This window comes from Wolbachia endosymbiont of Pentalonia nigronervosa (genome assembly GCF_014534705.1).
Taxonomy (GTDB): domain Bacteria; phylum Pseudomonadota; class Alphaproteobacteria; order Rickettsiales; family Anaplasmataceae; genus Wolbachia.
In genome coordinates this window covers 1-26,875 of sequence record NZ_JACVWV010000012.1, presented here as the reverse complement: position 1 = coordinate 26,875, position 26,875 = coordinate 1, and the positions used below count along the sequence as shown (strand labels likewise).

The 26,875-nt window shown below is 33.5% G+C and carries 24 protein-coding genes; 17 read left to right on the top strand and 7 right to left on the bottom strand.

Going from position 1 to position 26,875, the window contains the following annotated elements:
* The coding region (locus tag IC220_RS02450; protein ID WP_188152690.1) for a transposase at positions 1-179 on the top strand (179 nt) is incomplete at its 5' end.
* 183 nt (positions 180-362) lie between these two features.
* On the opposite strand, the gene IC220_RS02445 is transcribed toward IC220_RS02450, so the two are convergent.
* From IC220_RS02445 to IC220_RS08095, 3 genes are all read right to left on the bottom strand, one after another.
* A complete protein-coding gene (locus tag IC220_RS02445; protein ID WP_188153011.1) occupies positions 363-917 on the bottom strand; it encodes an ankyrin repeat domain-containing protein in 555 nt (184 codons plus the stop codon).
* Between the two features lie 180 nt (positions 918-1,097).
* Positions 1,098-3,557 carry an ankyrin repeat domain-containing protein gene (locus tag IC220_RS02440; RefSeq protein ID WP_188153010.1) on the bottom strand — a complete coding sequence of 820 codons (2,460 nt, stop codon included), beginning with the start codon at positions 3,555-3,557 and terminating at the stop codon, positions 1,098-1,100.
* Positions 3,558-3,692: 135 nt separating this feature from the next.
* A complete protein-coding gene (locus IC220_RS08095) occupies positions 3,693-5,138 on the bottom strand; it encodes an ankyrin repeat domain-containing protein (RefSeq protein ID WP_188153009.1) in 1,446 nt (481 codons plus the stop codon).
* Positions 5,139-5,327: 189 nt separating this feature from the next.
* Here IC220_RS08095 and IC220_RS02430 point away from each other — a divergent pair, with 189 nt between their 5' ends.
* The 4 genes from IC220_RS02430 to IC220_RS02415 all read left to right on the top strand — a co-directional run bounded on the left by IC220_RS02430 (position 5,328) and on the right by IC220_RS02415 (position 8,817).
* Positions 5,328-5,618 (top strand): hypothetical protein, encoded by a 291-nt coding sequence (locus tag IC220_RS02430; protein ID WP_188153008.1) that lies wholly within the window; start codon positions 5,328-5,330, stop codon positions 5,616-5,618.
* Between the two features lie 146 nt (positions 5,619-5,764).
* Complete coding sequence (locus IC220_RS02425; protein WP_188153007.1) at positions 5,765-6,907, top strand: ankyrin repeat domain-containing protein; 1,143 nt, start codon at positions 5,765-5,767, stop codon at positions 6,905-6,907.
* A 54-nt stretch (positions 6,908-6,961) separates the two neighbouring features.
* A complete protein-coding gene (locus IC220_RS02420) occupies positions 6,962-7,915 on the top strand; it encodes an ankyrin repeat domain-containing protein (RefSeq protein WP_188153006.1) in 954 nt (317 codons plus the stop codon).
* Positions 7,916-8,058: 143 nt separating this feature from the next.
* Entirely contained in the window at positions 8,059-8,817 is a 759-nt protein-coding gene (locus tag IC220_RS02415; RefSeq protein WP_188153005.1) for a hypothetical protein, read from the top strand.
* 76 nt (positions 8,818-8,893) lie between these two features.
* On the opposite strand, the gene IC220_RS02410 is transcribed toward IC220_RS02415, so the two are convergent.
* Positions 8,894-9,346, bottom strand: coding sequence for a hypothetical protein (locus IC220_RS02410; protein ID WP_188153004.1), 453 nt, complete (start codon positions 9,344-9,346; stop codon positions 8,894-8,896).
* A 124-nt stretch (positions 9,347-9,470) separates the two neighbouring features.
* Between IC220_RS02410 and atpG the strand changes: the two genes are divergently transcribed.
* The 7 genes from atpG (at position 9,471) to IC220_RS02375 (ending at position 16,646) form a co-directional block, all read left to right on the top strand.
* Positions 9,471-10,331: an ATP synthase F1 subunit gamma gene (gene atpG, locus IC220_RS02405; protein ID WP_188153003.1), complete on the top strand. Its 861-nt coding sequence runs from the start codon at positions 9,471-9,473 to the stop codon at positions 10,329-10,331.
* An 18-nt stretch (positions 10,332-10,349) separates the two neighbouring features.
* Positions 10,350-11,684: a TldD/PmbA family protein gene (locus tag IC220_RS02400; RefSeq protein WP_188153002.1), complete on the top strand. Its 1,335-nt coding sequence runs from the start codon at positions 10,350-10,352 to the stop codon at positions 11,682-11,684.
* A 154-nt stretch (positions 11,685-11,838) separates the two neighbouring features.
* A complete protein-coding gene (locus IC220_RS02395; protein ID WP_188153001.1) occupies positions 11,839-12,066 on the top strand; it encodes a cold-shock protein in 228 nt (75 codons plus the stop codon).
* A 20-nt stretch (positions 12,067-12,086) separates the two neighbouring features.
* Positions 12,087-13,343 (top strand): DEAD/DEAH box helicase, encoded by a 1,257-nt coding sequence (locus tag IC220_RS02390; protein ID WP_188153000.1) that lies wholly within the window; start codon positions 12,087-12,089, stop codon positions 13,341-13,343.
* Positions 13,340-14,356, top strand: a complete 1,017-nt coding sequence (locus IC220_RS02385; protein WP_188152999.1) for a M23 family metallopeptidase — start codon at positions 13,340-13,342, stop codon at positions 14,354-14,356. The genes IC220_RS02390 and IC220_RS02385 overlap by 4 nt, the downstream gene beginning before the upstream one ends.
* Positions 14,357-14,498: 142 nt before the next feature.
* The gene (locus IC220_RS02380; RefSeq protein ID WP_410543323.1) at positions 14,499-15,230 is read left to right on the top strand and encodes an SPFH domain-containing protein; all 732 of its coding nucleotides are present in this window, start codon (positions 14,499-14,501) and stop codon (positions 15,228-15,230) included.
* A 57-nt stretch (positions 15,231-15,287) separates the two neighbouring features.
* A complete protein-coding gene (locus IC220_RS02375; RefSeq protein WP_188152997.1) occupies positions 15,288-16,646 on the top strand; it encodes a malonyl-CoA decarboxylase in 1,359 nt (452 codons plus the stop codon).
* Positions 16,647-16,695: 49 nt separating this feature from the next.
* Here the strand turns inward: IC220_RS02375 and secA are convergent, their stop codons facing one another.
* Positions 16,696-19,350, bottom strand: a complete 2,655-nt coding sequence (secA, locus tag IC220_RS02370) for a preprotein translocase subunit SecA (protein WP_188152996.1) — start codon at positions 19,348-19,350, stop codon at positions 16,696-16,698.
* A gap of 135 nt (positions 19,351-19,485) precedes the next feature.
* Between secA and nuoE the strand changes: the two genes are divergently transcribed.
* The 4 genes from nuoE to IC220_RS02350 all read left to right on the top strand — a co-directional run bounded on the left by nuoE (position 19,486) and on the right by IC220_RS02350 (position 23,591).
* On the top strand, positions 19,486-19,986 hold the full coding sequence (gene nuoE, locus IC220_RS02365; protein WP_188152995.1) for an NADH-quinone oxidoreductase subunit NuoE: 501 nt from the start codon (positions 19,486-19,488) through the stop codon (positions 19,984-19,986).
* On the top strand, positions 19,979-21,211 hold the full coding sequence (gene tgt, locus IC220_RS02360; protein ID WP_188152994.1) for a tRNA guanosine(34) transglycosylase Tgt: 1,233 nt from the start codon (positions 19,979-19,981) through the stop codon (positions 21,209-21,211). The genes nuoE and tgt overlap by 8 nt, the downstream gene beginning before the upstream one ends.
* 77 nt (positions 21,212-21,288) lie before the next feature.
* Positions 21,289-22,845, top strand: a complete 1,557-nt coding sequence (locus IC220_RS02355) for an ankyrin repeat domain-containing protein (protein ID WP_188152993.1) — start codon at positions 21,289-21,291, stop codon at positions 22,843-22,845.
* 41 nt (positions 22,846-22,886) lie between these two features.
* Positions 22,887-23,591, top strand: a complete 705-nt coding sequence (locus IC220_RS02350) for an outer membrane protein assembly factor BamD (protein WP_188152992.1) — start codon at positions 22,887-22,889, stop codon at positions 23,589-23,591.
* On the opposite strand, the gene IC220_RS02345 is transcribed toward IC220_RS02350, so the two are convergent.
* Complete coding sequence (locus IC220_RS02345; protein WP_188152991.1) at positions 23,557-26,238, bottom strand: FAD-dependent oxidoreductase; 2,682 nt, start codon at positions 26,236-26,238, stop codon at positions 23,557-23,559. The genes IC220_RS02350 and IC220_RS02345 overlap by 35 nt on opposite strands.
* Before the next feature lie 143 nt (positions 26,239-26,381).
* Here IC220_RS02345 and IC220_RS02340 point away from each other — a divergent pair, with 143 nt between their 5' ends.
* Positions 26,382-26,546 (top strand): hypothetical protein, encoded by a 165-nt coding sequence (locus IC220_RS02340; RefSeq protein WP_188152990.1) that lies wholly within the window; start codon positions 26,382-26,384, stop codon positions 26,544-26,546.
* A 154-nt stretch (positions 26,547-26,700) separates the two neighbouring features.
* Here IC220_RS02340 and IC220_RS02335 read toward each other — a convergent pair.
* Positions 26,701-26,875, bottom strand: a 175-nt coding sequence (locus IC220_RS02335; RefSeq protein WP_188152743.1) for a transposase, incomplete at its 5' end; no start/stop codon positions are given.

Here is a 26,875-nt window from a genome sequence, read left to right as displayed (position 1 = left end):
GTTCCAATAGAAAAACACCAAGAGAATACGATAAAGAGCTTTATAAAGAGAGAAATCTCATCGAAAGAATGTTCAATAAACTCAAGAATTTTCGTAGGGTTGCTACTCGTTATGATAAATTAGCTATTTCTTTCTTATCTTTTGTCCATATTGCTTCTATATATCTTTGGTTAAAATAAATGTCGACACTACCTAATGAAATTAACTTTTTAAAATACAAACACATAGAACACGTTTTTGTTACCATGTTATAGCAATAATTTACTAAAAGAAAATAAATTATGGTTTCTTTCACAACCGGTTTATGGTAAGAGGAGAAGTGTATCGACTGCCATCGATACACTATAATACTAAAAAAATGACTATTCTGCACCCATACCTGTACCTTGGCTATGTTTTTTTGGGAGTGTTACATCCATTTGAGTATCAGGTTTTGCACCATTTTCTACGAGAAACTTTACTATCTCTGTATGACCATATTCAGTAGCATAATGTAAAGGAGTTTTTCCATATTCATCTTTAGCATTAATATCTGCACCTACTGTTAATAGAAACTTTACTGTATCTATGTTGTGTGGGGCATTAGCAGCAAAGTGCAATGAGATACGTCCTGCATTATCTTTAGCATTAACATTAGCACCTTTTTCTACGAGATACTTTACTATATCTAAGCCACAAAAGTAACCAGCAACAATACTAAGAGGCATTTTACCTAACTTATCCTTAGCATTAATATCAGCACCATTTTCTACGAGATACTTTACTATATCTAAGTTGCTAAAATAACTAGCCCAATGCAAAGGGTTTCCCCCATAGTTATCCTTAGCATTAACCTCAGCACCTTGTTCTATAAGGCTCTTAACTTTACCATAGTCTTTTGTTTCTACAGCACTAAATAATTTGTCATTTAAACTCATTTAATCCCCCTTTATTTTTGATAGCCTCACCTCACGCAAGGCAGTGTAACAGCATATCTTTGTGAATCAACCCCTTTTATTACAAAAATTTATTTTTTTTCAAATTGCAAATCGAGTTTGTTTATTAAGAAGAGAGAAAAGCCTACCGACACAAAAAATCGGTAGGAACTGCTGGTTAACTTATAGCCCTATAAATTTACTAAATTTATTAAATATAGTGAGGTTACTACGAGAAATATCTTCTAAATGACTATTGGGTAAAGTCTGATTAGAATCTATGTTTAACTGTGCATTAAAAGCCTTCATAAATTCTTTACACTCTTTTGCATTCATTTGCCCATTAGCACATGCTTCTTCTGCATATGAAATTAAAACCTCAAGAACTTCACTAGGTTTACCACGGGCAATCTTAACTGCAATTTCTTTATGCATTTCTCGAAAGTCAATATTTGATAAATCCACTGCTATACCGCTCTCTTTTTCAGCATGTTTTACCGCTTCTTCAAATCCACCACTGGCATTTAATGTATCACTTAATTCTTGAGGAAAACCTATCACTGTAATAGGAACAGATTTTTGCTTTATAAACTTACCTATAAATACTTTTCTGACAAATACATTTAATAATAACATTATACTATTAAATAATGACGTCATATTATGCAGATCAAACTGTAGTATTGTAGTATTATTTGCAGTATGAGCTAATAGTAGTGTTTCTTTAGCATGACTAATAGGCAATGCTGTCAGTAAATGGTCTGATGCATTTGCAATATTAGTAGGATCATTGAGTGAATACTCAACATCACGACGTATACGATCAATGCCCTTTCCTTTGAGAAAATCTATAACACTTTTACAATCTGGACATTCCTCTTGCGCAAGTTCCAGAGGTGTCTTGTCTCGATTGTTTTTAGCGTGAATATCGGCACCTTTTTCGACAAGATACTCTACCATATTTAAGTTGGCAGAACGAGCAGCAAAGTGTAAAGGAGTGTATCCATTGTTACCCTTAGCATTAATATTAGCATTAGCATTAGCACCTTCTTCTATGAGATACTTTACTCCTTCTAAATTAGAGGCACTAGCAGCATTATGCAATGGGGTATAGCCATAATTATCTCTAACATTAATATCAGCACCCTTGTCTATGAGGTACTTTATTACATCCAAGGTACCTAAAAGATGAATAGCACTGTACAAAGGAGTACGTCCACTATTATCCTTAGCATTAATCTCAGCACCTCTTCTCACGAGACACTTTATTGTATCTAAGTTATCGGAAGAACGAACAGCATAATGCAAGGGAGTATATCCATCATTACATTTAGCACGAACGTCAGCACCATTTTCTATGAGATACTTTATCATCTCTAAGTTGTGAGCAAAACGAGCAGCTATGTGCAATGGAGTATCTCCTTCATTATCTTTAGTATTAACATTGGCACCTTTTTTGATAAGGTACTTCACCATATGTAAATCGGAATAACGAACAGCAATATACAAGGGAGTATGCCCATGATTGTCCTTAGCATTAACACCAACACCTTTGTCTACGAGATACATTACTGTATACAAGTTGTCAGAAAAACTAGCAGCAATATGCAAGGGAGTACGCCCATCGTTACCTTTAGCATGAATGTCAGCGCCTTTTGCTACAAGATACTTTACCATATCCGAGTCACTAGAAGAGCGAGCAGCATAGTGCAAGGGAACGTATCCATCATTACCTTTAGCATGCACATCAGCACCATTTTCTACAAAATACTCTATCATATCTAAGTTATTAGAAGAGCGAGCAGCATAGTGCAAGGGAACATATCCATCATTACCTTTAGCATTAACATCAGCACCATTTTCCACAAGATACTTTACCATCTCTAAGTTGTTGGCAGAACGAGCAGCATAATGTAAGGAAGTATACCCTTCATTATCTTTATCATTAACATTAGCACCCTTTTCTATGAGATATTTTACCATTTCTAAATCGGAGGATTGGGCAACAAGGTGCAATGGGGTATCCCCGTTACTATTTTTGACATTAATATCAGCACCCTTTTTTTCTATGAGATACCTTACTATATTTATGTTGTCTGGAGTACTAACAGCAATGTGTAAGGGAGTGCTTCCATCATTACTTGCAGTATGAACATCAGCACCATTTTCTACGAGATATTCCACCCTCCATAAGGCAAAGGAACGAGCAGCTAGATGCAATGGAGTATATCCATCATCACCTTTAGCATTAACATCAGCACCGCTTTCTACGAGATACTTTATTGTACTATATGGAGAACGAAAACGAGCAGCAAGATGCAAGGGAGTATACCCATCATTACCTTTAGCATGAACATCAGCACCATTTTTTACGAGATATTTTACCATATCTAAGTTGTTGGAAGAACGAGCAGCTATGTGCAATGGAGTATAGCCTTCGTTATCTTGAGTGTTAACATCAGCACCCCTTTCTATGAGGTACTTTACCATATCTAGGTCGTCAGAAGAGCTAGCAGCAATGTGCAATGGAGTATATCCATAACTGTCTTTAGCTTTAATACTAGCACCTCTATCTATCAGAGATTTTACTTTATCATATTCTTTTACTTTTACAGCATTGAATAGTTCATGATCCAAGCTCATTTAACCCTCCTGTAATATTCTATATTAGTAATCCTCACGCAAGGTCAGTGTAACAAGATATTTCTATAAAGCAACACTTTATTATTATAAAAATGGCTACTTGTGATCTACGCATCAATGAGACTTCTTATAACTCTATGAGCGCGCTGTTTGTTTAGCAGAATGTATTATATTAGTATGTGTGAAATATGGTTCTATTTCTGTTGTTAATAGAGCATCTAAATTTGACCGTGCACGTCGATCCAAAGCCTTAATATCTGCACCATATTCTAATAGAATCCTTACTACTTTCACATTGCCCTTAGCAACAGCATAACGTAAAGGACTTATTTCATGTTTATCTTTAACATCAACATCTGAACCTTTTTCTAATAGATTTTCTAATAGATATCGCAATAATTCAAGTGAGCCATTAGCAACGGCATAATGTAAAGCAGTTCTTCTATTTTTGCTTTCAGCAGCGTTAACCTCTACACCTTGTTCTATTAGGCACTTTACTGCATCTACATGACCATTTGCAGCAGCATAATGTAAAGCAGTTTTTCCATCTTTATCTTGAGCATTAACATCAGCACCTTGTTTTATTAGGTACTTTACCACCTCTATGTAACCATTTGCAGCAGCATTTATTATATTAGTATCTGTTAAATGTTGATCCATATTCATCAGCACATTCCCATTCCCATCACTAACCACATCTATTATCATTTTTTCCGATGTTTCTTCCATGTCATGAACTGTGACTGAACTCTCAGCTTTATTTCTCTTATCATTTACACACTTACCCCAATACTTACGTAACTTAGGATGACTAGCAACAAGACTTGGTTGATGCATGTTGCGTACTATGGCAGACTTAATTAAATGTTCTGCCATTTTAGGTAATATTATTGGAATATTAGGCTTTGCTCGAATTAATCCTGCTGCTTCTTTTTCGTTTAATAAACGACCATCAGCGTGTATTTGATCAGCGTGTATTCGTTGTATTATAGGGTTACCAAAAACAGTCAATTGTAAAGCAGTTTGTCCATCTTGATTTTTAGCATTAATACGTGCACCTTTTTCTAATAGGGATTGTACTATTTCCTCATTGCCACTAACAACAGCCAAATGTAAAGGAGTATCTAGATTTATATCTTTAGCATGAACCCTTGCATCTTTTGCTAATAGAGCTTGTACTGCTTCCAAATTACCCATAATAACAGCCAAATGTAAAGCAGCTTGTCCATTTTGATTTTTAGCATTAGGACTTCTCTGTATACGTGATGCTAATAGAGCTTTTAATACTTCCACATTGCCACTAACAACAGCTAAGTGAAAAAGAGTGTCTCCATTTTGATTTTTAGCACTAAGGCTTCTCTGTGAACATTTTAGTAATAAAGCTTGTACTGCTTCCAAATCACCCATAATAACAGCCAATTGTAAAGCAGCTTGTCCTCTTATATCTTTAGCATTTATCTCAATATTTGTATATCCTCTCATCCCCAATAGAGCTTTTAATACTTTCACATTACCATTAATAACAGCCAAATGCAAAGGTGTGTATTCATTTATATTTCCATCATATAATGGTTCGCGCAATATTAAACATATGGCATGTTTTCTCCTTATTAAGTCAATAATTTCGATCTCAATGTTTACGCGAATAAAACCAATTTCTAAGGCAGTTTTGTAAGCAGTTTTTTCTAAAATAGATATAATAATTCAAATTTTTTTAATGAAAATATTATAATTTTAATATAAAGATAAATATTAACTCAAGGAGTGATTATGCATGATAGAGAATGGAGAGAAATATTAAGTAAAATAAATCATGGTCAATATTTAAGTTATCACAGTACAATTGACACAATCAAAGAGGAATTAGTAAAAAAACATCCAAATGTATACGAAGAATGGAAAAAAGAAAAATTTAACATCAATCACTTGTTTTCACTACAAGATGAAGGTATGCATTATAAATACACATTATTACATATTTTTGTTTATTATGGCCTAGAGGGTGCAATAAAATCCCTATTAGCAGGAAAAAATGCAGAAGATATTGAACTTCCTGTATAAAAACTGCAGTTGTAACATTTTGAGGGTAAAATCAACTCAAAGATAAAAACACTGGTGATTATGTTTATAAATAAGCTAGAAAAAAAAGATATGATTTTTTTATGAAAGTATTATAACTCTAACTATACATTAATTTTAGGAGGGTTATGTGTGGTGAAAAATGGCAAAAAATATTTGATGCTATTCGAGATTTAAGTAATCATGATATAATTGATAAAATAAAAGCAGTTTTAGAGGCAGAGTATCCAAATATATATATAGAATGGGAAAAAAGTGATTTTGATATCAATTACTTATTTACATTTCTATATGGGTATACAAATGATAAATGTACATTATTGCATATTTCTGCTTATTTTGGTCTAGAAAACATAATTAATATTCAATTAGCAGCAAAAAATGTGGATGTTAATGCTAAATCTCAAGGTGGTAATACAGCATTACATCTGGCTGCTAAAAATGGCTATATAAAAGTAGTAAAGACTCTATTAGACAAAGGGGCAAAGGTCGACATTGTGGATCATAATAAACACACCCCTTTACACTGGGCTGCTGAAAGTGGTAACTCAGATGTGGCAAGGATTCTATTAGAACACGGCGCAAGTGTTAATGCTAAAAATCAAGATGGTGAAACTCCTTTACATTGGGCTGCTGACAGTAACCATACAGAGGTAGTAAAGGTTCTATTAGCAAAAGGGGCAAATGTCAATGCTACAGATATAGATAGGGAGACGCCTTTACATCATGCTGCCTTTTATGATAATACAGATATAATAAAGATTCTATTGGCAGCAGGTGCAAATTCTACATTACAGAACATTGAAGGTGAAACTCCTATAAACTTAGCTGAAAGTGATGAGATAAAAGATTTTTTCAAGAATGCAGAAGATGAGCTGCATAGGATGAAAAATAGCAAAATTGGCAGTACTTATGTATCGTTTTATGAACTTCTGCAGGCAGATAAGTCTCTTTTGAAAAACTATGCACGTAATATTAATTTGTGTATAGAGTTGAGAAAAGGCCAATATAAAAAAGATTACCCTATATATGCTTCAATGATAAGTGATCAATATAAGATTATAAAAAGAAGATGTCTAGAGGAAAGTGCTAGAATAGCAATTGGGTGTTTTAGTACACATGTAGAAAAAGGAAACGGTAAACTGGTCTATACAGTAATAAGTGAAGAAATATGTAGATTAATAACCAGTTATCTTACAGATATTGACTTGTGCTTAGCTAGAAAGTCAGTTGTAAGAGATAAAGAAACTTGTGACTACATTTATAAATAAGAAATGATGTGATTTTTTCAAAAGTATTAACTGTAATTTTTAGGGGATGAGGTTATGGAAAGTGTAGAATGGCAAGAAATATTGGATAGAGTAAACTCTGCTGAAGGCTTAAATTCAGAAACTGTAATTGATGAAATAAAAGAAATTTTACAGGTAGAACACCCAGATGTATATGAAAGATGGGGAGAAGATACATATGAAGGATGGAGATGGGGAGAAGAAGAACTTGAGTTTGATATTAATTACTTATTTCAATATGAAGAATTTAGAAGGCCAGTATACATTTTCACACTATTACACGCTTCAGTGAGTTATAACCAGATAAACGCGCTGAAGGCTCTATTAGCAGCAGGTGCAAATGTTTATGCTGAAGATACACATGGAAATACCCCTTTACATCTAGCAGCTTTGTTTGGTCATGTAGATATAGTAAATCTTCTATTAGAAAATGGTGCAGATGTTAATTCTAGAGATAGACACAATAAAACTCCTTTACATTGGGCTGCTCAAAATGGCTATATAGAGATAATAAAGATTCTGCTAGAAAGCGGTGCAGAAATTAATGCTGCAACTAAAGATAAAGAAACTCCTTTACACTATGCTGCCCTTTCGGATTATGCAGAGACAGTAAATCTTCTATTAGAAAACGGCGCAGAGGTTAATGCTATAGATGGACATAATAAAACTGCTTTACATTGGGCTGCTGAAAACGAGCATGTAGACGTAGTAAGGACTCTATTAAAACATAAAGCAATTCCTAGCTTGAGGGATAGTTATGATCAAACTCCCATGAGCTTAACTTGGAATGGTGAGATAAAGCAGCTTTTGAATAATACAGAAAGAAGAACTTTTACTGCTTGGGCAATGCCTATAACGTTAACAGTTATTATAATTGTCTCACTTGCTGTTTTTATGGTACTTGGTACCTTTGTATACAAAGTATTTGAACCTAGTACTGCAGTAGATGAAGTAAATATAAATGATAAAGTTAGCAAGATTATAGTGTAAAGAGTCTTAATAATAAAGAACTATACTAAAAAGCGCTAAAAGTCTAAATTATAAATAATTTTAGTTAATTTTTTATTAAAGTCTTTGACATGCCAATTTTGCATGATATATTTATGATAGTTAATTATTGAAGTAATATAAATATGCAATTAATAAGTTATAAAACAAAAGAAAAATTCTTACTATATGGACCTTATTCTTTAAGGGCAGCCGGACTATCTACTGCATTCTTTATGCTCTCTCTACCAGCCGGCATTTTGCTTGCTGCACGGTTTACAGACCCGGCAAAATTAAACAATTTAATACCAAAGAGCATGCAATTTTTTAATGTTCGTGGTTTGGAGTACATGAAACCTCAACTTAATGCTTGGATTTATATGGGGTTAATTTTTGCAACATTAGTAACTGCCGCTGCCATTTATACGATTTATAAAATGCATGCAAACTCCACAGACATTGGGAGATATGAATTGCAGGAAGAATGTTCTATTATAAGAGACAATCAAACAGTCCAGTACAACAGTAAAACGGAACGTGATGCCGAAGGTAAAGAGACTGTAGTACATTATATCATATTAAATAGAAATCATATTTTAGATAAAAATGAAGATATTGCTAATTGTGTAATGGTAAGTAAATCTGGACTGAGAAAAGCTGGGCTTTCCCTTATAGAAAATACTAACGATCAATATACGTATCTAGTTACTAAATGCTACATTGCAGGCGAGGAAACACCATTAGAAAATTTCCATCAAGATTTTTTTCAAAAAGAACATAAAGAAATAATAATGAGTAGAGAAGACGTTACAACACGTGCACCTAATACGAAAGCATTCACTGACTTATTTCTCAATCCACATAAGAAAACACAAGACCCTCAAGACCGTTCACCAAGAGTATAAAATCCAGCTTTATAAAGAGCTTCTAATAAGAAGCTCTTTATTTTTTCATTCAACGGCAAATTAAGTTATGTATGTATTAAACGACAAATAAATTATGTATGTCATGCATTATAAATTCTGGCTCTGCTTGGTTGTATTGAACACTTAACTCAGCTTTATATCCATCACTTATAACATTGTTGTCACCATCGTAAAATGTTGCACTAACGTAAAAATGATCAGATTGGTTGTCGTGTTCTTCAAAAATTCCTATCTTGTTGTTAGGTGATGAATCTGTAATTATGTTATATTCCGAAGTTTCTTTGCAGTGACCATCTTCACACCATAGTTCAGCTTTAATTTTACCTTGATCCAGTTTATGATGCTCTGGCAGTTGATATATCTGCTTGTCTCCAGCATAAACTATCAAAGTTATATTTCCATCTTGCTGACCAACCTTAACAGTATAATCTTCTGCATTATCCTTTGCCTTTTCTTGCTTGAAATTATTTACTAAAACTTGTAGTTCATTCAAATTTAATGCGCTCATAAGCAACTCTATAATAAAACCCATTTCTATATAATAAGGTAGATAAAGTCAAATACGTGGCAAAAAAACTTGACTTTTAGACATAAACAGTTATATATTTTTAACAAATTTAATCTCGTATAAAATGAAAAGCTTAAAGGAGTTATCCTTAAGGATCAAGAATATCAAGTCTGTACAAAAGACCACCAAGATAATGCAGATGGTTTCTGCAGCAAAATTACTACAAAGCCAAAAGAAATTGCTCAATTCAAAACTATACATATCTCGGCTGTACAGTATGATCTTACCATTGTGTGATCAAGAGTTATTAGAAAAAATTTTCAATTTTAAAGATGACAGTTCCTACTTAGTATTTATCATATCCTCTGATCGCGGCTTGTGTGGTAATTTTAACTCTTCTATTATCAAGTTCAGTCTAGAACGCATAACAAACTTAATCTCAGATGGTAAAAAAGTAGACATTGTATTCTTTGGTAAAAAAGCTTTTGATATCGGTAAGAACAAATTTAGCCCTGAAAATATTCTAAAAGTTGAAAATAGTAAGGATATCACACTAAAACGTGTCAGCAGCCTTGCTGATGATATAGACTTCAATAAATATCATCAGGTGAAAGTTTTTTATAGTAAGTTTTATAATACTTTCTTACAAAAGCCAATGCTAGAAACAATAAAACCATGGGATAGCAATTCATCACTGATTGATAGTGCTTTGATCGATACCACAAACCATGTTTATGAATACGAACCTCAAGACATTGAATTTCTCTTGAAAACGCTAATGAAAGACTACACTATAGCTGCGCTTTATTCTGCTTTACTAGAAAGTGCAGCAAGTGAAAATAGTGCTAGAATGGTTGCCATGGAGTCGGCAAATAGAAATACTAAAGAAATGCTAAATAAACTAGCACTACTTTATAATCGTTCTCGTCAAGCAGCAATTACAACTGATTTGATTGAAGTTATAGGTGGTGCAGAATCTTTGTAAAAATCTAAAGGATAAGAGATGAACATATTAAATATTGCAACGGATATCACTAAATTAGTAAAAAAACAAAACTTAGATGCAGAAGTGGTTGTTCATGAAACTAAGCAAATCTCAGTTTCTCAGCGTATGGCAAAAATTGAGCAAATATCTCAGTCTAAAAATTGCACCGTGGGAATTAGGGTTATAGCAAATAAAAACAAAGCCGCCTATGTTTCTACAAATGATTTAAATAACCTGAATGACACGGTAGCTTTAGCAATCGAAATGGCAAAAAATGCACCTGAAGACCCTTATATCAATTTTGCTACAGAGGACAGCAATTATGCTTCTTCTACAGATTTAGGCATTTTAGATAGTAATGACATCACTGTTGATGATTTAAAAAAAATTGCTGAAATTGCAGAAAATTCAGCTCTTGCACATAAAAATATAGTCAACTCTGAAGGCGCGTCTTCCTCGTATACTTCAGTTAATATGGCATTAGCCACTGCTAGCAATTTTGCTAATTCATTCAGTAAATCAACCTTTTCTAATCAGGTCTCTATTGTTGCCGGAGAAAAGGATGAGATGAAAGTTGGTTATGATTATGATGTAGCATGCAATTTCAGCGATTTAAAATCACCGGAGCTAATAGGAAAAGAAGCGGCTAATAGGGCTGTTGCACAATTAAATGCACGCACAATAAAAACTGGCAAATTCCCTGTAATCTTTGAAAAAAGAGCAGCAAAAGCACTAGTAAAAAGTTTCGCTTCGGCAATAAATGGTAATAGCATAGCAAGCAATAGTTCCTTTTTAAGAAACAGTCTAAATACTAAAGTTTTTAGTGATGAAATTGAAATTATTGATGATCCGTTGTTACCAAAAGGTATAGCATCAAGACCATTTGATGGAGAAGGAATGGCGAGTGAAAAAAATATATTTGTAAAAAATGGAATATTACAGAATTGGATCTTAGATTTATATTCAGCTAAACAATTAAATTTAAAAACCACTAAAAATGCAGGCAGATCAAGCAATGCTTCAATAATGCCTGCAGCTAGTAATTTTTACATTAAAAATGGCAATATTTCACACGAAGAGTTAGTGCAGGAAATAAAAGAAGGAATATATATAACAGATTTATTTGGCTTTGGTGTTAATTTAATAAATGGTGATTATAGTCAAGGTGCATCTGGTTTTTTCATAGAAAACGGAAAGATAACATATCCAGTGCATGAAATCACCATCGCTAGCAACTTAAGTGACATGTTAAGTAATTTAATAGCTGCAAATGACTTAAGTTTTTGCGGACAATTTAACTCACCTACAATAAAAATTAAAAAAATGACAGTTGCAGGTTCACTTAGTAGTTAAAATTTAGTTGCATTTAATACAATTGCCATGTATTGTATAGAATAATGTTAAGAAGAGGCTATGGAAGAGGAATTACGGTTAAACGTTCTCAGTCTTACTTTCAAAGTTTTTCATAGCATTAATAATAGTAATTAGTAATTTAGGAGTTGTTCACATGGAATTAGGTAAGTTAAAGTGGTTTAATGTTGAAAAAGGTTATGGTTTTATCAGTCCAAGCAACGGAAGTGGTGATGACGTTTTTGTTCATATTAGTACTTTGAATGATGCAAAAATAGATCCAAGTACTTTTAAAGAAGGACAAAGAGTAAGTTTTGATTTAACAACCAATAAACAAGGTAAAGTATCTGCAATAAACTTAAAGTTGATAGCAGATGGCGCTTAGTAAGTTTTAATATAGTGATCGTGGACAATTTTCATAATGTTGGTCTTCCGTTGCCGCTTAGGCAAGCGTTAGACAAAAATAATCTTTCTGTCCCTACTCCTATTCAAGCACAAGCAATTCCTTTAGCTTTACAAGGCAAGGATATTCTTGGATCTGCTCAAACAGGAACGGGGAAAACTCTAGCGTTTGCTATTCCGCTGGTTGCAAAGTTATTAGAAAAATCTAAAACTGAATTAGCTTTAGTTATTGTACCTACTAGAGAGCTTGCACAACAAGTAATAAATGAAATAAAAAAGCTTTTGTGCAGAAATTCTTCTCTGAAAGTTGCATTGCTAATTGGTGGCGAGTCCATTTCTAAACAACTAACTCAGCTTAGTAAAAGACCACAAATCATAATAGGTACTCCTGGCCGTATTACAGATCATATTAAGCGTAAGGCCTTGATCACTCAAAATATTAATACTCTTGTGTTGGATGAAACAGACCTCATGCTTGATATGGGCTTTGGTATTCAAATTGAAGAAATTGTTAAGCATCTGCCAAAAACAAGGCAGACTCTCATGTTTTCTGCGACTCTTCCTAGTAATATAGTCAAGCTTGCCGGAAGATATCTCAATAATCCGGAGCGTGTTTCTGTTGAGAGTAAAACTGTGACTTCTGCAAAAATAAAGCAAGAAATCATCTATGCATCAGAGCCAGAAAAATATAGCAAGCTTGTGGAGCAATTGTGTCAGCGCGAAGGGTCTATCATTATTTTTGTAAAAACAAAGCGAGGTGCAGATCAGTTGGCTAGTGAGTTACATAAAGATGATTATAGTGCTTTAGCAATTCATGGGGATTTAAGGCAACATAAACGCGACAGAGTGATTAATTCTTTTCGTCGTGGTAACAATCAAATTATGGTTGCAACTGATGTAGCCTCTCGCGGTCTTGATATTCCGCACATTCAACACGTCATTAACTATGATGCACCACAGTCACAAGCTGATTATATCCATCGTATTGGCAGAACCGCCCGCGCTGGAGCTGAAGGATTCGCGTTATCTTTCATTACGCCTCAAGATAAGAGAAAGCTACCTGCACTTACAAGCAAAGAAGGAGAGCTAAATTTTGATTCTAAAGTACCGTTTAAAAAACCTGAGGGTAGAAAAGTCTACAAAACACTAAGCATGCTAAAAAAGATTAAAAATAGCAAAAAAAGAGGCGGTCTTTCTAAAAAGAAGAAAGGTAAAGCGTTTAACGCTTTTTCTATTACGCCTTCTTATTCATTAGTATGAGATTGATTCTATCCGTACTATTTTGTATTTTACCAATTATAGAAACAGCAGGCCACGCTCCTCTGAACTTCACTTATAGTGAAAAAGTTTATAGTGAGAAGCTTTTGGGGGAGAAAGCACATTTACAGAATGTATCGACAACATCAGAAATCAGAATTCGCAAGAAATCTCATGAGTCGGTAGAGACCTACTTAACATCAGCAAAAATCTTGCTGATATCAAGTAATATAAAATCTTCCTTTTTTGCAACTGGGGTTGAACAAGGATTGAAACCAAATACAGTTATGAAATTAATTGATATATATAAAAATCTAGATGTAAATTTTAAAAAAGACATCACACCTGAAAGCAAGTTAGAGGTTTTACTTGAAAGATCTTCTGAGCATAAAAATAGTAAAGAAAAGATTTTATATACTTCATTAACAATTCATAACAAAATTATTAATTTATACTGCTATAAGTCACAGGATGGCAAGGAAGGATATTTTGATAAAGAAGGACTCAGTCTAAAAAATAATACTTTTTTCATCAAACCTTTAAATGGAGATTATCGTATATCTTCAAAGTTTGGTAATAGAAAACACCCCATTCGCGGTCATACTGCTTTTCATAAAGGAGTAGACTATGCAACCAAATTTGGCACTCCTATATACGCTACTGCAGATGGCACTATAGATTATATAGGGAATAATGGTGGTTATGGTAAGTATATAAGAATAAAACACAAAGATGACTATGCAACTTGTTATGCACACATCAGCAAATTTAACAACAATCTAAAATTAGGTTCTAAAGTCAAACAAGGGCAAGTTGTTGCTTATGTTGGTAGCACAGGTAATGCAACCGGACCTCATTTGCACTATGAAGTCATACATCGTAGTAAACACATTGATCCACTCGTACTAGAGCGTAAAATAGAGATAAAATTGTCCGATCATGAGTTAACAAAATTTAAATTATTTATTGATAAAATGGATAAAGTAATCAATAATAGAGTTGATGCAAAAACTTAAACACAGTATGGAAAATGGTATAATAAATGACAAGAAGCTAAATCACTCAAGTTTGTTTTCTCTAATAATATTAGGAATAACTATATTGTTATTCATCTCCTGCGTGACATACCAAAACATTATCGAGTACCCGTTATTCATAATGGTGGTTATCATTTTTGGTTTTGCAGCATCTTTTGTTATTACAGGATTTTTCATTAATAACCCTAATGAAGCAAGAGTTATAGAATTTTTAGGCTACTATATCGGTACTTATTTTAAATCAGGAGTATTGATTACAATTCCGTTTGCAAATAAACATATTGTTTCTTTGAAGTTTCAAAATATTAATACAGAAAAAATCAAAGTTAATGATGCAAATGGTAGCCCCATTGAAATTTCAGTGGTAATTGTCTGGAGAGTTGATAGTCCAGCAAAGGCATATTATAATGTTAATAATTACGAAGAATTCGTTGCTGTACAAAGCGAATCTGTAATCAGGGAATTGGCAAGCAATTATCCATACGACAGTGAAGATGATGGAGAGTCTTTACGCAAGAATTCAGACCAAATTGCAAGCGAATTACAGTCACTGCTGCAGAATAGACTAGAAATGGCTGGTATTAATATTATAGAAGCAAGAATATCACACTTAGCATATTCGTCAGAAATTGCACAAGCAATGTTGAGACGCCAACAAGCACATGCCATCACTTCCGCAAGAAGGCTCATAGTACAAAATGCAATAGGGATTATTGAAGAAGTAATAGCTCATTTTAGCAAAAGTAAAGGGGTGAAATTTGATGAAAATCAAAAAGTTCAATTAATAAATAACTTATTGATTGCTTTAATCTCTGAACAAGATGCACAGCCAACACTTAGTTTAGATAATTAATCTAGGTTGAAAATTTCCTTCCTTTGGTGCAAAATAGGTTTATAATAGAAGGTATCTATGGGCACTGATATAGTAAAAGTTGAAGATAAAAAAGTGGTAAAAAGCTTTTTTAAGATATTTTCTGGGGTAGCAGATGCTGTGAGGTCGTGGACTGGTAGCATTAGTCCAGATTTAAGCAATAGCCAAGATATCAACACTCTCATTGCAAAGATGACTGAGTGTTTAAATCCTACAGGTGGTGAAGTTTCAGCACGAAAAAATACTGTGTCTCTCGGTAACTTATATTTAAGTTTATCAGAAAATGGTAAAATTAAATTTCTCCAAACTTTAGCAGAAGAATTTAACTCAAATAAAGAAGAAATAGATGACAAAATTGAAGAGTATAAGAAAAATCAAGATCCTGAATTAACTTACAAATTTGAACAAGATCTGATTAAAACTCTTGAATCACCGCGTTCCAAAATATTAAAGCAATTTATCTCTTTACCAAATGGCCTGAAGTTCATTGTTGATATGCGTTCTGATGTGCTGAGGCTAAAAAATCAATATAAAACTTTAAATCCGTTGGAAAAGGAACTAAAAAATATATTATGCACTTGGTTTGATGTCGATTTATTAGATCTGCATCAAATAACCTGGGATTCACCTGCATCATTATTAGAAAGGTTAATAAAGTATGAGGCGGTACATAAAATTTCTTCTTGGACCGACTTGAAAAATAGATTGGATCATGATCGTCTTTGTTTTGCTTTTTTTCATTACAAAATACCAACCGAACCCTTAATTTTTGTAGAAGTTGCATTAGTTAATGAAATTGCCAACAGTATTCAACATCTTTTAGATGAGTCAGTACCTTCAAATAATCCCAATGATGCAAGTATAGCCATATTTTATTCAATATCGAACACTCAAAAGGGATTATCTGGCATTAGTCTTGGTAATTTTTTAATAAAAAGGGTCGTAGAAAAACTATCAAAAGAGTTTAAAAGCATAAAGAAATATGCAACTCTCTCGCCAATACCAGGATTTACAAAATGGCTAAAAGAAAATTTAAATCAAGATGCTACGTTATTGAATAAATTACATATAGAACAAACTAGTGTAGAAATTTTACAAAGCATAGAACAATTGCAAATTAATACAAATGAGATCAAGCAATGCTTACTTAAGCTATGCACATACTATTTACTAAAGGCTAATGGTGATCCAGTAGCACACTTTCATTTGAGTAATGGTGCATCGATAAAGCAACTAAATTGGATGGCAGATACTTCCGAAAAAGGCATTAAGCAATCCGCTGGAATAATGGTAAATTACTTATATGAATTATCTAAAATAGATAAAAATCACGAAAATTATATGCTCAACAAAGTGATTTCTTGCTCAAAGGAAGTATCATCCATATTAAAAGAATAACATTAAAGCTTGTTTCTCAGCTTATATTACCCCTTTGTAAACTCAGTTATTAATTTGTTGTAACAACTGCACCATGACAATGCTTATATTTTTTCCCTGAGTTACAGGGGCATTTGTCGTTTCTTGACACCTTAGGAAAGTTATCACTCTGTGTAGAGCGTAACCTGTTATTCATCTCATAATTATCTGCTAGTTTAAAGTGTGCTAGACGATGGGTAGTAAGTTCCTTCCACTTTTCAAGCATTGACTCAAACATTAAAAAAGCTTCGCGTTTAAATTCATTTAGTGGATCCTTCTGTCCCATGGCACGTAAACCTATGCTCTGCCTTAAACTCTCTAAGGTTGAAAGGTGCTCTCGCCACAAATAATCAAGGGTCATTATCATCACTTGTTTTACTATTGTATTCCACAGATCAGTAATGTTTTGACTATTAAAATACTTCTTCTTTTCGGCAAAAAACTCTTGTACCTTATCATTTATATAGCTTAAAGCATCTTGTTTATTCAAAAGTTTTGTGAGAGATTCTTGATCAAACGTAATGCCATACCTCTTATGAAACTCACTTATTATACTTTCAACATGATCCTCATAATAGCTATCCTGCACCACATTTTCTATTATACCTTCATTCACTTCACTATATACTTCAAGTAAATCATTAACTTCATTACCTAAGATATGATTTCTCTGTTCGAAAATAACTTTACGTTGATTATTAATTACATCATCAAACTTAAGTAAAGATTTGCGCACATCATAATTCCTAGCCTCAACTTTTTTCTGTGCTTTTTCTAGAGCTTTATTAATCCACGGATGATGAATAGCTTCATCATCTTTCAACCCTACCCTCTGTAAAAAGCTTCTCATTCTGTCTGAACCGAATATTCTTAGTAAATCATCCTCAAGTGATAAGAAAAACTTAGAAAGTCCAGGGTCACCTTGTCTACCAGAACGTCCACGCAATTGATCATCTATCCTTCTACTCTCATGTCTTTCGGTGCCAATAACACACAAACCACCAGCTTTTATTGCTATTTCTTTATCATTTTGCACTCTCTCAACTATTTCTTGATGTTTCTTCTTTTTTTTGTCTTCATCTTTTATTTTACCAAGTTCTATTTTTGCAATCATTTCAGCATTGCCACCAAGCTGTATATCAGTGCCTCGCCCTGCCATATTGGTTGCAATAGTAATATTACCCGGCATTCCCGCTTGTGCAATTATGTAAGCTTCTTGTTCATGATAACGAGCATTTAAAACCGAATGTCTTAGGGAATGACGGTGTAAAAGTTCAGAAAGTTCTTCTGACTTTTCAATGCTTACTGTGCCAACAAGTACCGGCTGCAGGCGTTCGTGACACTCTTTTATAAATTTCAATACAGAATTATATTTTTCTTTTTCTGTACCATAAATTTCATCATTCATATCCAATCGCTGTACAAGTACATTGGTTGGGATTTTCACTACATTTAATCTATATATATCACGAAACTCTTCTGCTTCTGTTGCAGCTGTTCCAGTCATACCGGAAAGTTTGTTATACATACGAAAGTAATTTTGAAACGTTACTGAAGCTAAAGTTTGATTTTCATACTGAATTTCAAGATTTTCCTTCGCTTCAAGTGCCTGATGAAGACCGTCAGAATATCTTCTACCCTCCATCATCCGTCCAGTGAATTCATCGATAATTATTACTTTACCTTCTTTTACAATATAATCTTTATCAATTGTAAACAGTTTGTGCGCACGTAATGCCTGATCTATATAGTGAGTCATTATCATGTTATTAGTGTCGTAAAGTGAAGAATTTCCGGCAACGAGGTTATATGACTTTAACAATTCTTCCACACGCGAAATGCCATCTTCAGTTAAAAACACTGTTCTATTCTTTTCATCTAGTTCATAGTCATCAGCCCCTAACTTAGTGACTATTTTATCAATATATTTATATATCTGATTATCTTCCTCAATTTGACCAGAAATAATCAGCGGAGTACGGGCTTCATCAATTAAAATGGAGTCCACTTCATCTACTATTGCATAATTAAAGTTTCTTTGCACCATATCACTTTGAGAAAATTTCATATTATCTCGCAGGTAGTCAAAAGCTAGTTCGTTGTTTGTTGAATATACGATATCAGCACTATAAGCTTCCTTTCTTTCTTCATCTGTTAAATTGTTGGTAATAAACGCAACCGACACACCCAAAGAATTATATAGTTTGCTCATCCATTCTGTATCTCGCTTTGCAAGGTAATCGTTGACAGTAACTACGTGCACTCCTTTGCCATCCAAAGAGTTAAGGTATGCAGCTAAGGTTGCAACGAGTGTTTTCCCCTCCCCTGTTTTCATTTCTGCTATCATACCATTATGAAGTACCATGCCGCCAATAAGTTGAACATCAAAATGTCTCATATTAAGAAATCTTCTAGATGCCTCACGCACAACAGCAAACGCCGGCACAAGAATGTCGTTTAATGTTTCTCCGTCTTGCAGCCTTTGCTTAAATTCTTGAGTTTTATTCAACAAATCTTGATCTGATAAATTTTGAATCTCTGGCTCTAATGCATTGATTTGCTTAACGATTTTTCTGAAGGACTTCATTACTCTCGTTGATCCAGATATTCTTTTTATAACAAAAAATGATAATGTAAAAATAGAAGATATAACGATAGCTATTAAAACAATAGTAAGATTTAGCATGACTGAATAGTACTTACCTAATTCGTAATTATATTACTAAATGTGGTTCGCGGCAATGATATATTTGGATCAAGTAAAGGTTGCAGTTACTTGTTTTATTAGTATAATTGCTGAAGTTTATAAGAATATATTTAGATGGCAGAAAAAGAAGATCAATTTAGTTTTACATCAATAAACCTAAAAAAAGCAAAAGGATTTATGAAAATGTACCCAAAAGGTAAAGAGGGCGGTGCCGTTATGCAATTACTATACCTGGTCCAAGAGCAGGTCGGGTGGATACCGGAACTTGCCATGCGTTACGTTGCTGATTTACTGAACGTTCCACACATGCGTGTATATGAAGTAGCAAATTTTTATACTATGTATAACATGAATCCAGTGGGTAAGTATTTAATACAAGTCTGCAGAACTACACCTTGTTGGCTGTGTAATAGTGAAGAAATTCTAAATGCCTTTAAAAACAAGCTAGGAATTGATATTGGTGGAACAACTAAGGATAATCTATTTACTCTCACAGAAGTTGAATGCCTTGGTACATGTGTCAATGCTCCTGTAGTGCAAATCAATAACGATTTCTATGAAAATCTTACTCCTGAAAAAGTGGAAGAGATCATAACAAAGCTTTCCAATGAGTAGTACCCATAAGATAGCTAATGGATCTCTTTCGCAACCGATTTATGATGAGAAATGTTTTGCATTTTCAGTACATAAGCAATCTGGTTCCGCAAGAGTAGGAACAATTAAAACTCCACATGGTGATATAGAAACACCAGCTTTTATATTTTGTGCAACAAAAGCTGCCATTAAAGCTGCAGATATAGAAAGAATCAACGAAGCGGGCACTCAAATAATACTTTCTAATACTTATCACTTAATGCTTCAACCGGGTGAGGATACTGTTGCCAAACTCGGTGGCCTGCATAAAATGATGGGCTGGAATAAACCAATGTTAACTGATTCAGGTGGATATCAGATATTTAGTCTAGGCCATGGATCAGTTTCAGATGAAATAAAAGGAATAAGAAGCAAGCAAAAAACATTGATAAAAATTAATGAAGATGGGGCAATTTTCCGTTCATATATTAATGGCAAAATTTACTGCTTAACACCTGAAAAATCTATACAAATTCAGCAAAAATTGGGAGCAGATTTAATTGTAGTGCTAGATGAATGCACTCCTTTTCATGTCAGTAAAGAATATACTGAAAAGTCAATGCTCATGAGCCACAAATGGGCTGAACGCTGTTTAACTGAACTTGAAAAAAGTAACTGTAGCAAACAAGCTCTATATGGCATTAGTCAGGGAGGAATATATCAGGATCTGCGTAGAGAAAGTTGTGACTTCATCAATAGCCTACCATTTTTCGGTCAAGCGATAGGTGGATCACTCGGTCAGAGTAAACAGCAGATGTATGACGTAGTTTCTTTTACCATAGAACACTTGAAAAAAGATAGACCTACTCATCTGCTGGGAATTGGTGGAATTGTGGACATCTTTCATGGCGTAAACTTAGGAATTGATACGTTTGATTGCGTTCATCCAACTCGTTTAGCAAGGCATGGCGGAGCGTTAGTCAAGATAAAGAATAGAAATTCTCTCTCTTCACAATGCAAAGAGCATATTAACTTACGAAATCAACAATTTGAGCTAGATGAAAATCCAATTGAAAGCGATTGTTCATGTTTTACTTGCCAAAGATACTCAAGAGCTTATATACATCACTTATTAAAAGCAAGAGAACTATTAGCTTATACATTGGTTACTATTCACAATGTCTTTTTTATGAATAAGTTAATGGAAGCGATAAGGCAAGCTATATTAGAAGGCAGGCTAGATCAAGAAAGAAATAATTGGATATAATATCTAAATAATTAATAAAGTTAGTTACTCTTTACTATTTCTTTACTAAAGCATGCATAATTACATCTAAGTTAGATATGGAGGATTTTATTGCAATGACTATAGAAATTGATTCAAAACAAATAAATCAAATAACAAAAGAATCTATGACTCCAACAAACCAAAATGTTACAGGTAAAGAGAATAGGAAAATAAAAAAAAAGTGGAAATTTCCAAACATATTACAAGGTTTTACTAATGGTTCAAAGAAAACAAAAAAAGAACCCGTGAATTCAGTTGAAATGGATAAGGAGAATCATGGGACAGTACAAACAAATCAAGTAATAGAAAAACCTGTGGAAATGGGTCAAGATAAGGATGCAAACAAGGGTGGTAATACAGAATATATTTCTAATTTGAGAAAAAAGTTAAAAGAAATAAATGGTCAATTAAAAAATGGAAATTATAAAATAGATAAAGAAAGCAAAGAAAAGTTAAAAAAAGAATATAATATTAGTTTTGAAGACAATACTTTATTGGAAGTAATACATAATAATAAGGAGTATAACTATAACATTACACCATTGCTTTTAGCTGTACAATCAAACCTTACTGAAGTAGCAAAAACAATTTTAAGCCTGACAGACAACAACCTTCATATACAAGACAAAAAAGGTATGAATGCTCTGCATTATGCTGCTAAAAATCATAACACATTAAAAAATGATAACACGTTAATAGTAAAAGCGCTTTTACAACATGGGATAGATATTAATGCATTGGATAAAAAAGAATGTACTCCTTTGTCCTATGCTTTAATACATAAGGACCAAACGCTAGCGCACTTCATGATGCAAGAAAAAGCATTGCCTGAGATCACAGACAAAAAAGATACAAATGAAGAAACTATTACGGATGAGTATGCATTATCAGCAGATAACTCGTTAGAAGGTATAAGTACTAAAGAAGCTACTACTGCAAGTGAGGATAAAGACCCTTTTGATGAGCAACCTACAGTTAATAGTAATAGACATTATGATGATTCACTACCAGCAAATGAAAATAATGAAAGCACCTCAACTGAAGAGAAAAACCCTACTATTCATGATGAAACAAAAAAGCCACCCTCGAGAAAAGTGATAATAATAAAATTTCCATTAATTTCTCATGAAGATAAAGGAGAAGCACAGACACAACCTTTTCATGATGAAACGAAAAAGCCTCCTTTGATACAGTTAAGAAAAGTGACGAGAACAGAATTTCCATTAATTTCTCATGAAGTTAAAGAAGTACAGACACAATCTACTCATAATGAAGCAATAAACACAGATCAGCACCCTTTAAGAAGAGTGACGAAAACAGAATTTCCACCAAAGCCTAATAAAGAAAAAGGAGAAGCACAGATACAACCTTTTCATGATAAAACAAAAAACACTAAAAGAACATATAAAACAGTAATACTTGTAGCTTCTGCTGCTGCCATTATTACCACATCAATGCTTACATATTTTACTACACTGCCTACACTAGCTATAATTAGCATAGCTTTTGCATCTGCGCTGGTATTTGGCAGTATTGCTACACTTAACCCTATGAGTAAAATGTATGATACTGACTGCAGTAAAGTGTGTGGTAGTAAAAATTTATTTATTTAGATAACATTTAAGTCTATACTTTATTTTGTCTTACACAGTCTATGCATAGAATTATATGTTTTATCTTATTGATTTGTCTATCTGTACAATTACACGCAAATTCCACTCAAAAAAGCGAGACTGAACTGTACGAAGAAGCAGTTGAGCTTTTTAACAAAGAAAAATATAAGCAAGCTATTAGAGTTCTACACAAGATTGAAGACTTATATCCCCTTTCCTATTGGGCAATGCAAGCAAAATTGCTATCTGGCATATCTAGCTATAACATGGGTGATTATAGTAGTGCTGCAAACAGCATGGATGAATATATATATATTTATCCCAACAGTGCTGACCTATCGTATACATATTACTTGAGAATATTATCCTACTATATGCAAATAGGTAAGGTACAGCTTGGCCAGCAAACTGCTCACAAAACTCTAGAACTGGCTGTAGAATATACTAATCTCTTTCCACAAAGTGAATATGTAGGTGATGTAAAAGAAAAAATAAAACTAGTTACAAAACATATAACAGAAAAAGAGTATGCCATAGGAAAATTCTATTTTAGACGTGGCGAATATCTGGCAGCAATAAAGCGTTTTCAAAATGTAATAAATGATAAAAATTCTAGTTATTTATCTCAATCTCTTAACTATTTAGTAACAGCTCATTCAGCCCTTGGTCTTAACTCAGAAGCTGAACAGTATGCAAACATGTTGACTGAAGTTAAATCTCAGTTGGACTGCCCGTCGGACCCATAAGAATTATTAACTCACCTTCTTTTAAGAATTTGCACAAATTAGTAGAACCTCCAGTTTCAAGGACAATAGTAGAGATTATGCCTTTTTCTTTATCTACTTCAGTACCAGTAACAGCTATGCCCTCCATAGCAAGTTGTGTATTATTATTTCTTTCACTGTTAACTTCAAAATTCTGCAGTCTGAAAAATTGTCCAGGTTGAAAATTTTTGGCAGCAAGTGGTGCTTTAATCACTATTTCCACCACTGTGTCAGTTAAATATTGCACTTGTATAACTTTTGCAGTGAGTTGCTCTTTAATTTCAGCAAAAAATTCCTCACTACTTTTTGTCTTTTTATCACTTATGTCACTCAAAAGCTGAGAAATAATAGGGTATCCATTCTTAGCGCTTGCCATGGCTTTGACAACACTACCGCTATACGATGGATGCATGTCACCGAAAAAACTGATTGCCTTATGGCCCTGCTTGTAAGCTAATATCCTATCTTTATTCTGCATTTTAGGAGAGAATATTTGCTCCACTTCTTTTCCTGATGAATCTAGATGCGTAAAGTACCCATCCTTTAATTTAAAGTGTTCCCTATCTTCAGTTGCAATGACTGTATTTGGTTCAGTACCTGCTGCTATAAAAATGGAACGCGCTTTGATATGTTTTATTTCACCAGATTTTTTGTTTACCAGCTTTAAGTACTCAGCATTATTATATTTATCTGCAACAATTTCAATTGGTTCTAGATTTTCAATAAAATACACTCCTTCTGACAACGCATTTTGTACCTCTTCACTATTTAGTCGATAGCCTGGCGAATCCCTTAACTCTTTCCTATATACAACCTTAACTCCTCCCAAGTTTTGCATTAACTTCACTGTTTTCCGCTCCCTTCCCTCTTCTTTTGCTATTTCCCTAATTAACTTTGCATGTGATATGAACTCACCTGCAATTTCACGTTCCTCATCTGTCCAATTTTTTTCAATGTAATCTTTGCCATATTTATCAATCAATATTTCATACCGCAACAAAAATTTTTCTACCTGCACTGGATAATACGCTAGTGCCTCTGTTGCCGTATCAATTGCAGTGAGCCCTGCACCTATAACCACCACAGGCATGCGGACTTGCAGGTTTGCTATAGAATCGGATCTTAAGGCACCAGTTAGTTGCAATGACATCAAGAAGTCTGATGCCATATTAGCCAGCATGTTCTTTATTTTTATCATTCGCGGCTTACCTGAACCAAGTGCTAAAGCAACATGATCAAATCCTAGATCAAATGCATCATTGACAGTGATTGTACCACCAAAACGAATGCCTCCATAAAGGGCAAAATTTTTACATCTTTGCAGTAATAATCTAATTATTTTCAAGTAATTTTTGTCCCATCTAGAAGTAATGCCATATTCCGCAACTCCACCAAATCCATCAGCTATGCGTTCACTCAATTTTTCATACTTAAACTCTTTAATAGGTTGACAATCATCAATCAACGGCTCAATTTTCAATCCATCAATAGCAACAACATTATGCCCATCGTTCAGTAAGTGATATGCTAAATTAAAACCTGCAGGCCCAAGACCAACCACTAAAACACTTTTGCCTGTGTTTTCTTTTGGCAATGGACGTTGAAAATTCAAAGGATTCCAACGACTAAACAGGGAATATATTTCAAACCCATATGGTAACCCAAGCACGTCATCCAAGATTTTAGTTTCAATCATTGGCACGTTTACAGGTTCTTGTCTTTGATATATGCACGAGTTCATGCAGTCATTGCATATTCTGTTGCCTGTTGCAGCACATAGAGGATTATCTATCATCACAATTGCAAGACCTGCAATACTATACCCTTCACTTTTTACCATATTCATCTCTGATATTTTTTGTTCCAGAGGGCAGCCATGTAATTCCACTGCAAGTGGAGATTTTTTAAAAGTATTATTATTACTAAGTCCTTTTGCACAACTATCTTTATTTTGCTTGTGACAAAATATGCAGTAGTTAACATTATCTAATGCTTTATCTAAACTAGTCTTCTCACTTGTGAGATCAAAACCATAGCGTCCTTTTATCTCCTCTGAATACAATACTTCAACTTCATCAATCTCTTTTTTAGAAAATGATACAAGATTTTCATGGTCAATTTTCTTATGCACACTAAACAATATGCTTCCTTTATTTTTTACCCTCCATGCCGCATATTGTGCTGCAAGTTCCACTTCATCCTCATATTTTTCCTTATTTTCAAACCAATACATAACCTGCTCAGCAAATTTCTTGTCTGAAGCAAAAAAACGACCTAGTTTATCTGTAACATAGTCAATATCTATTACTACATCTGTGTATTTCTTCAATGCATAGCGTTGTACAAATAGCCTTTTACACTTATATATGATGGCAAAATCACCATGTTTTTTCTGTAACTGCTCTACTTCTCTTGCAACGCTGAAAAGCTTGGCAACAAATTCATCAAGTAAATATGAGAGATCTATTATTAATTGACTATCGCTAACTTTTTCTTTTCTCGCCACACTTAATGAATAAAATAAATCTTCGTTGTGTGATTTTATGTAATGTAAAAATACCTGATCTAATTTAATCAATCCATCACGAGAATATAGATCTAAGAATGAAATATTAAAATTTAGCTGCATTATCTTAACAATATAAAACTGTAAGATATATTGTACTCTATTAATTTAATTATTTGACTACTTAATATTCATTAACTAATTTAATAAAAAATTAATGAATTTAGTATAAAATTACATAGTTATTAATAATTTGAGGTTTTATTATGTTTTCTGATATTGATCCTATAAATGTTGATTTTACGAGTACTGATTTCTCTGAAAGCTTAGGAATGGATTCTTTCTCTTCTTATGAAGCTGCAGCCGATGGTAATACCACTTTGATTTTTATGCCTCCTAACAATAATTATCGTTATTATTCCAACAGATGAGGTTAATGACATATAAGTTAAACCAACAAAGACTGCACAGTTGCAGTCTTCGTACTCTTTTTCTATTAAAATATAGGAGGTTTTATTATGTTTTCTGATTTTGATTTTACGAATACTGATTTCTCTGAAAGCTTAGAAGATGTCTTGAAATCATTTAAGTAGCTAATTTATTAAGCATAACGGTAATCATATTAAAGAAAATATTGGTTTTTGAGGTAAGAGGAGAATGTTCGTAATCTTTGCTCATGCGCCTAAAATTGGAGAGCCAAGCAAAGGTTCTTTCAACTATCCAACGTTTTGGAATAACCTGAAATCCTTCAGCTTCGGGA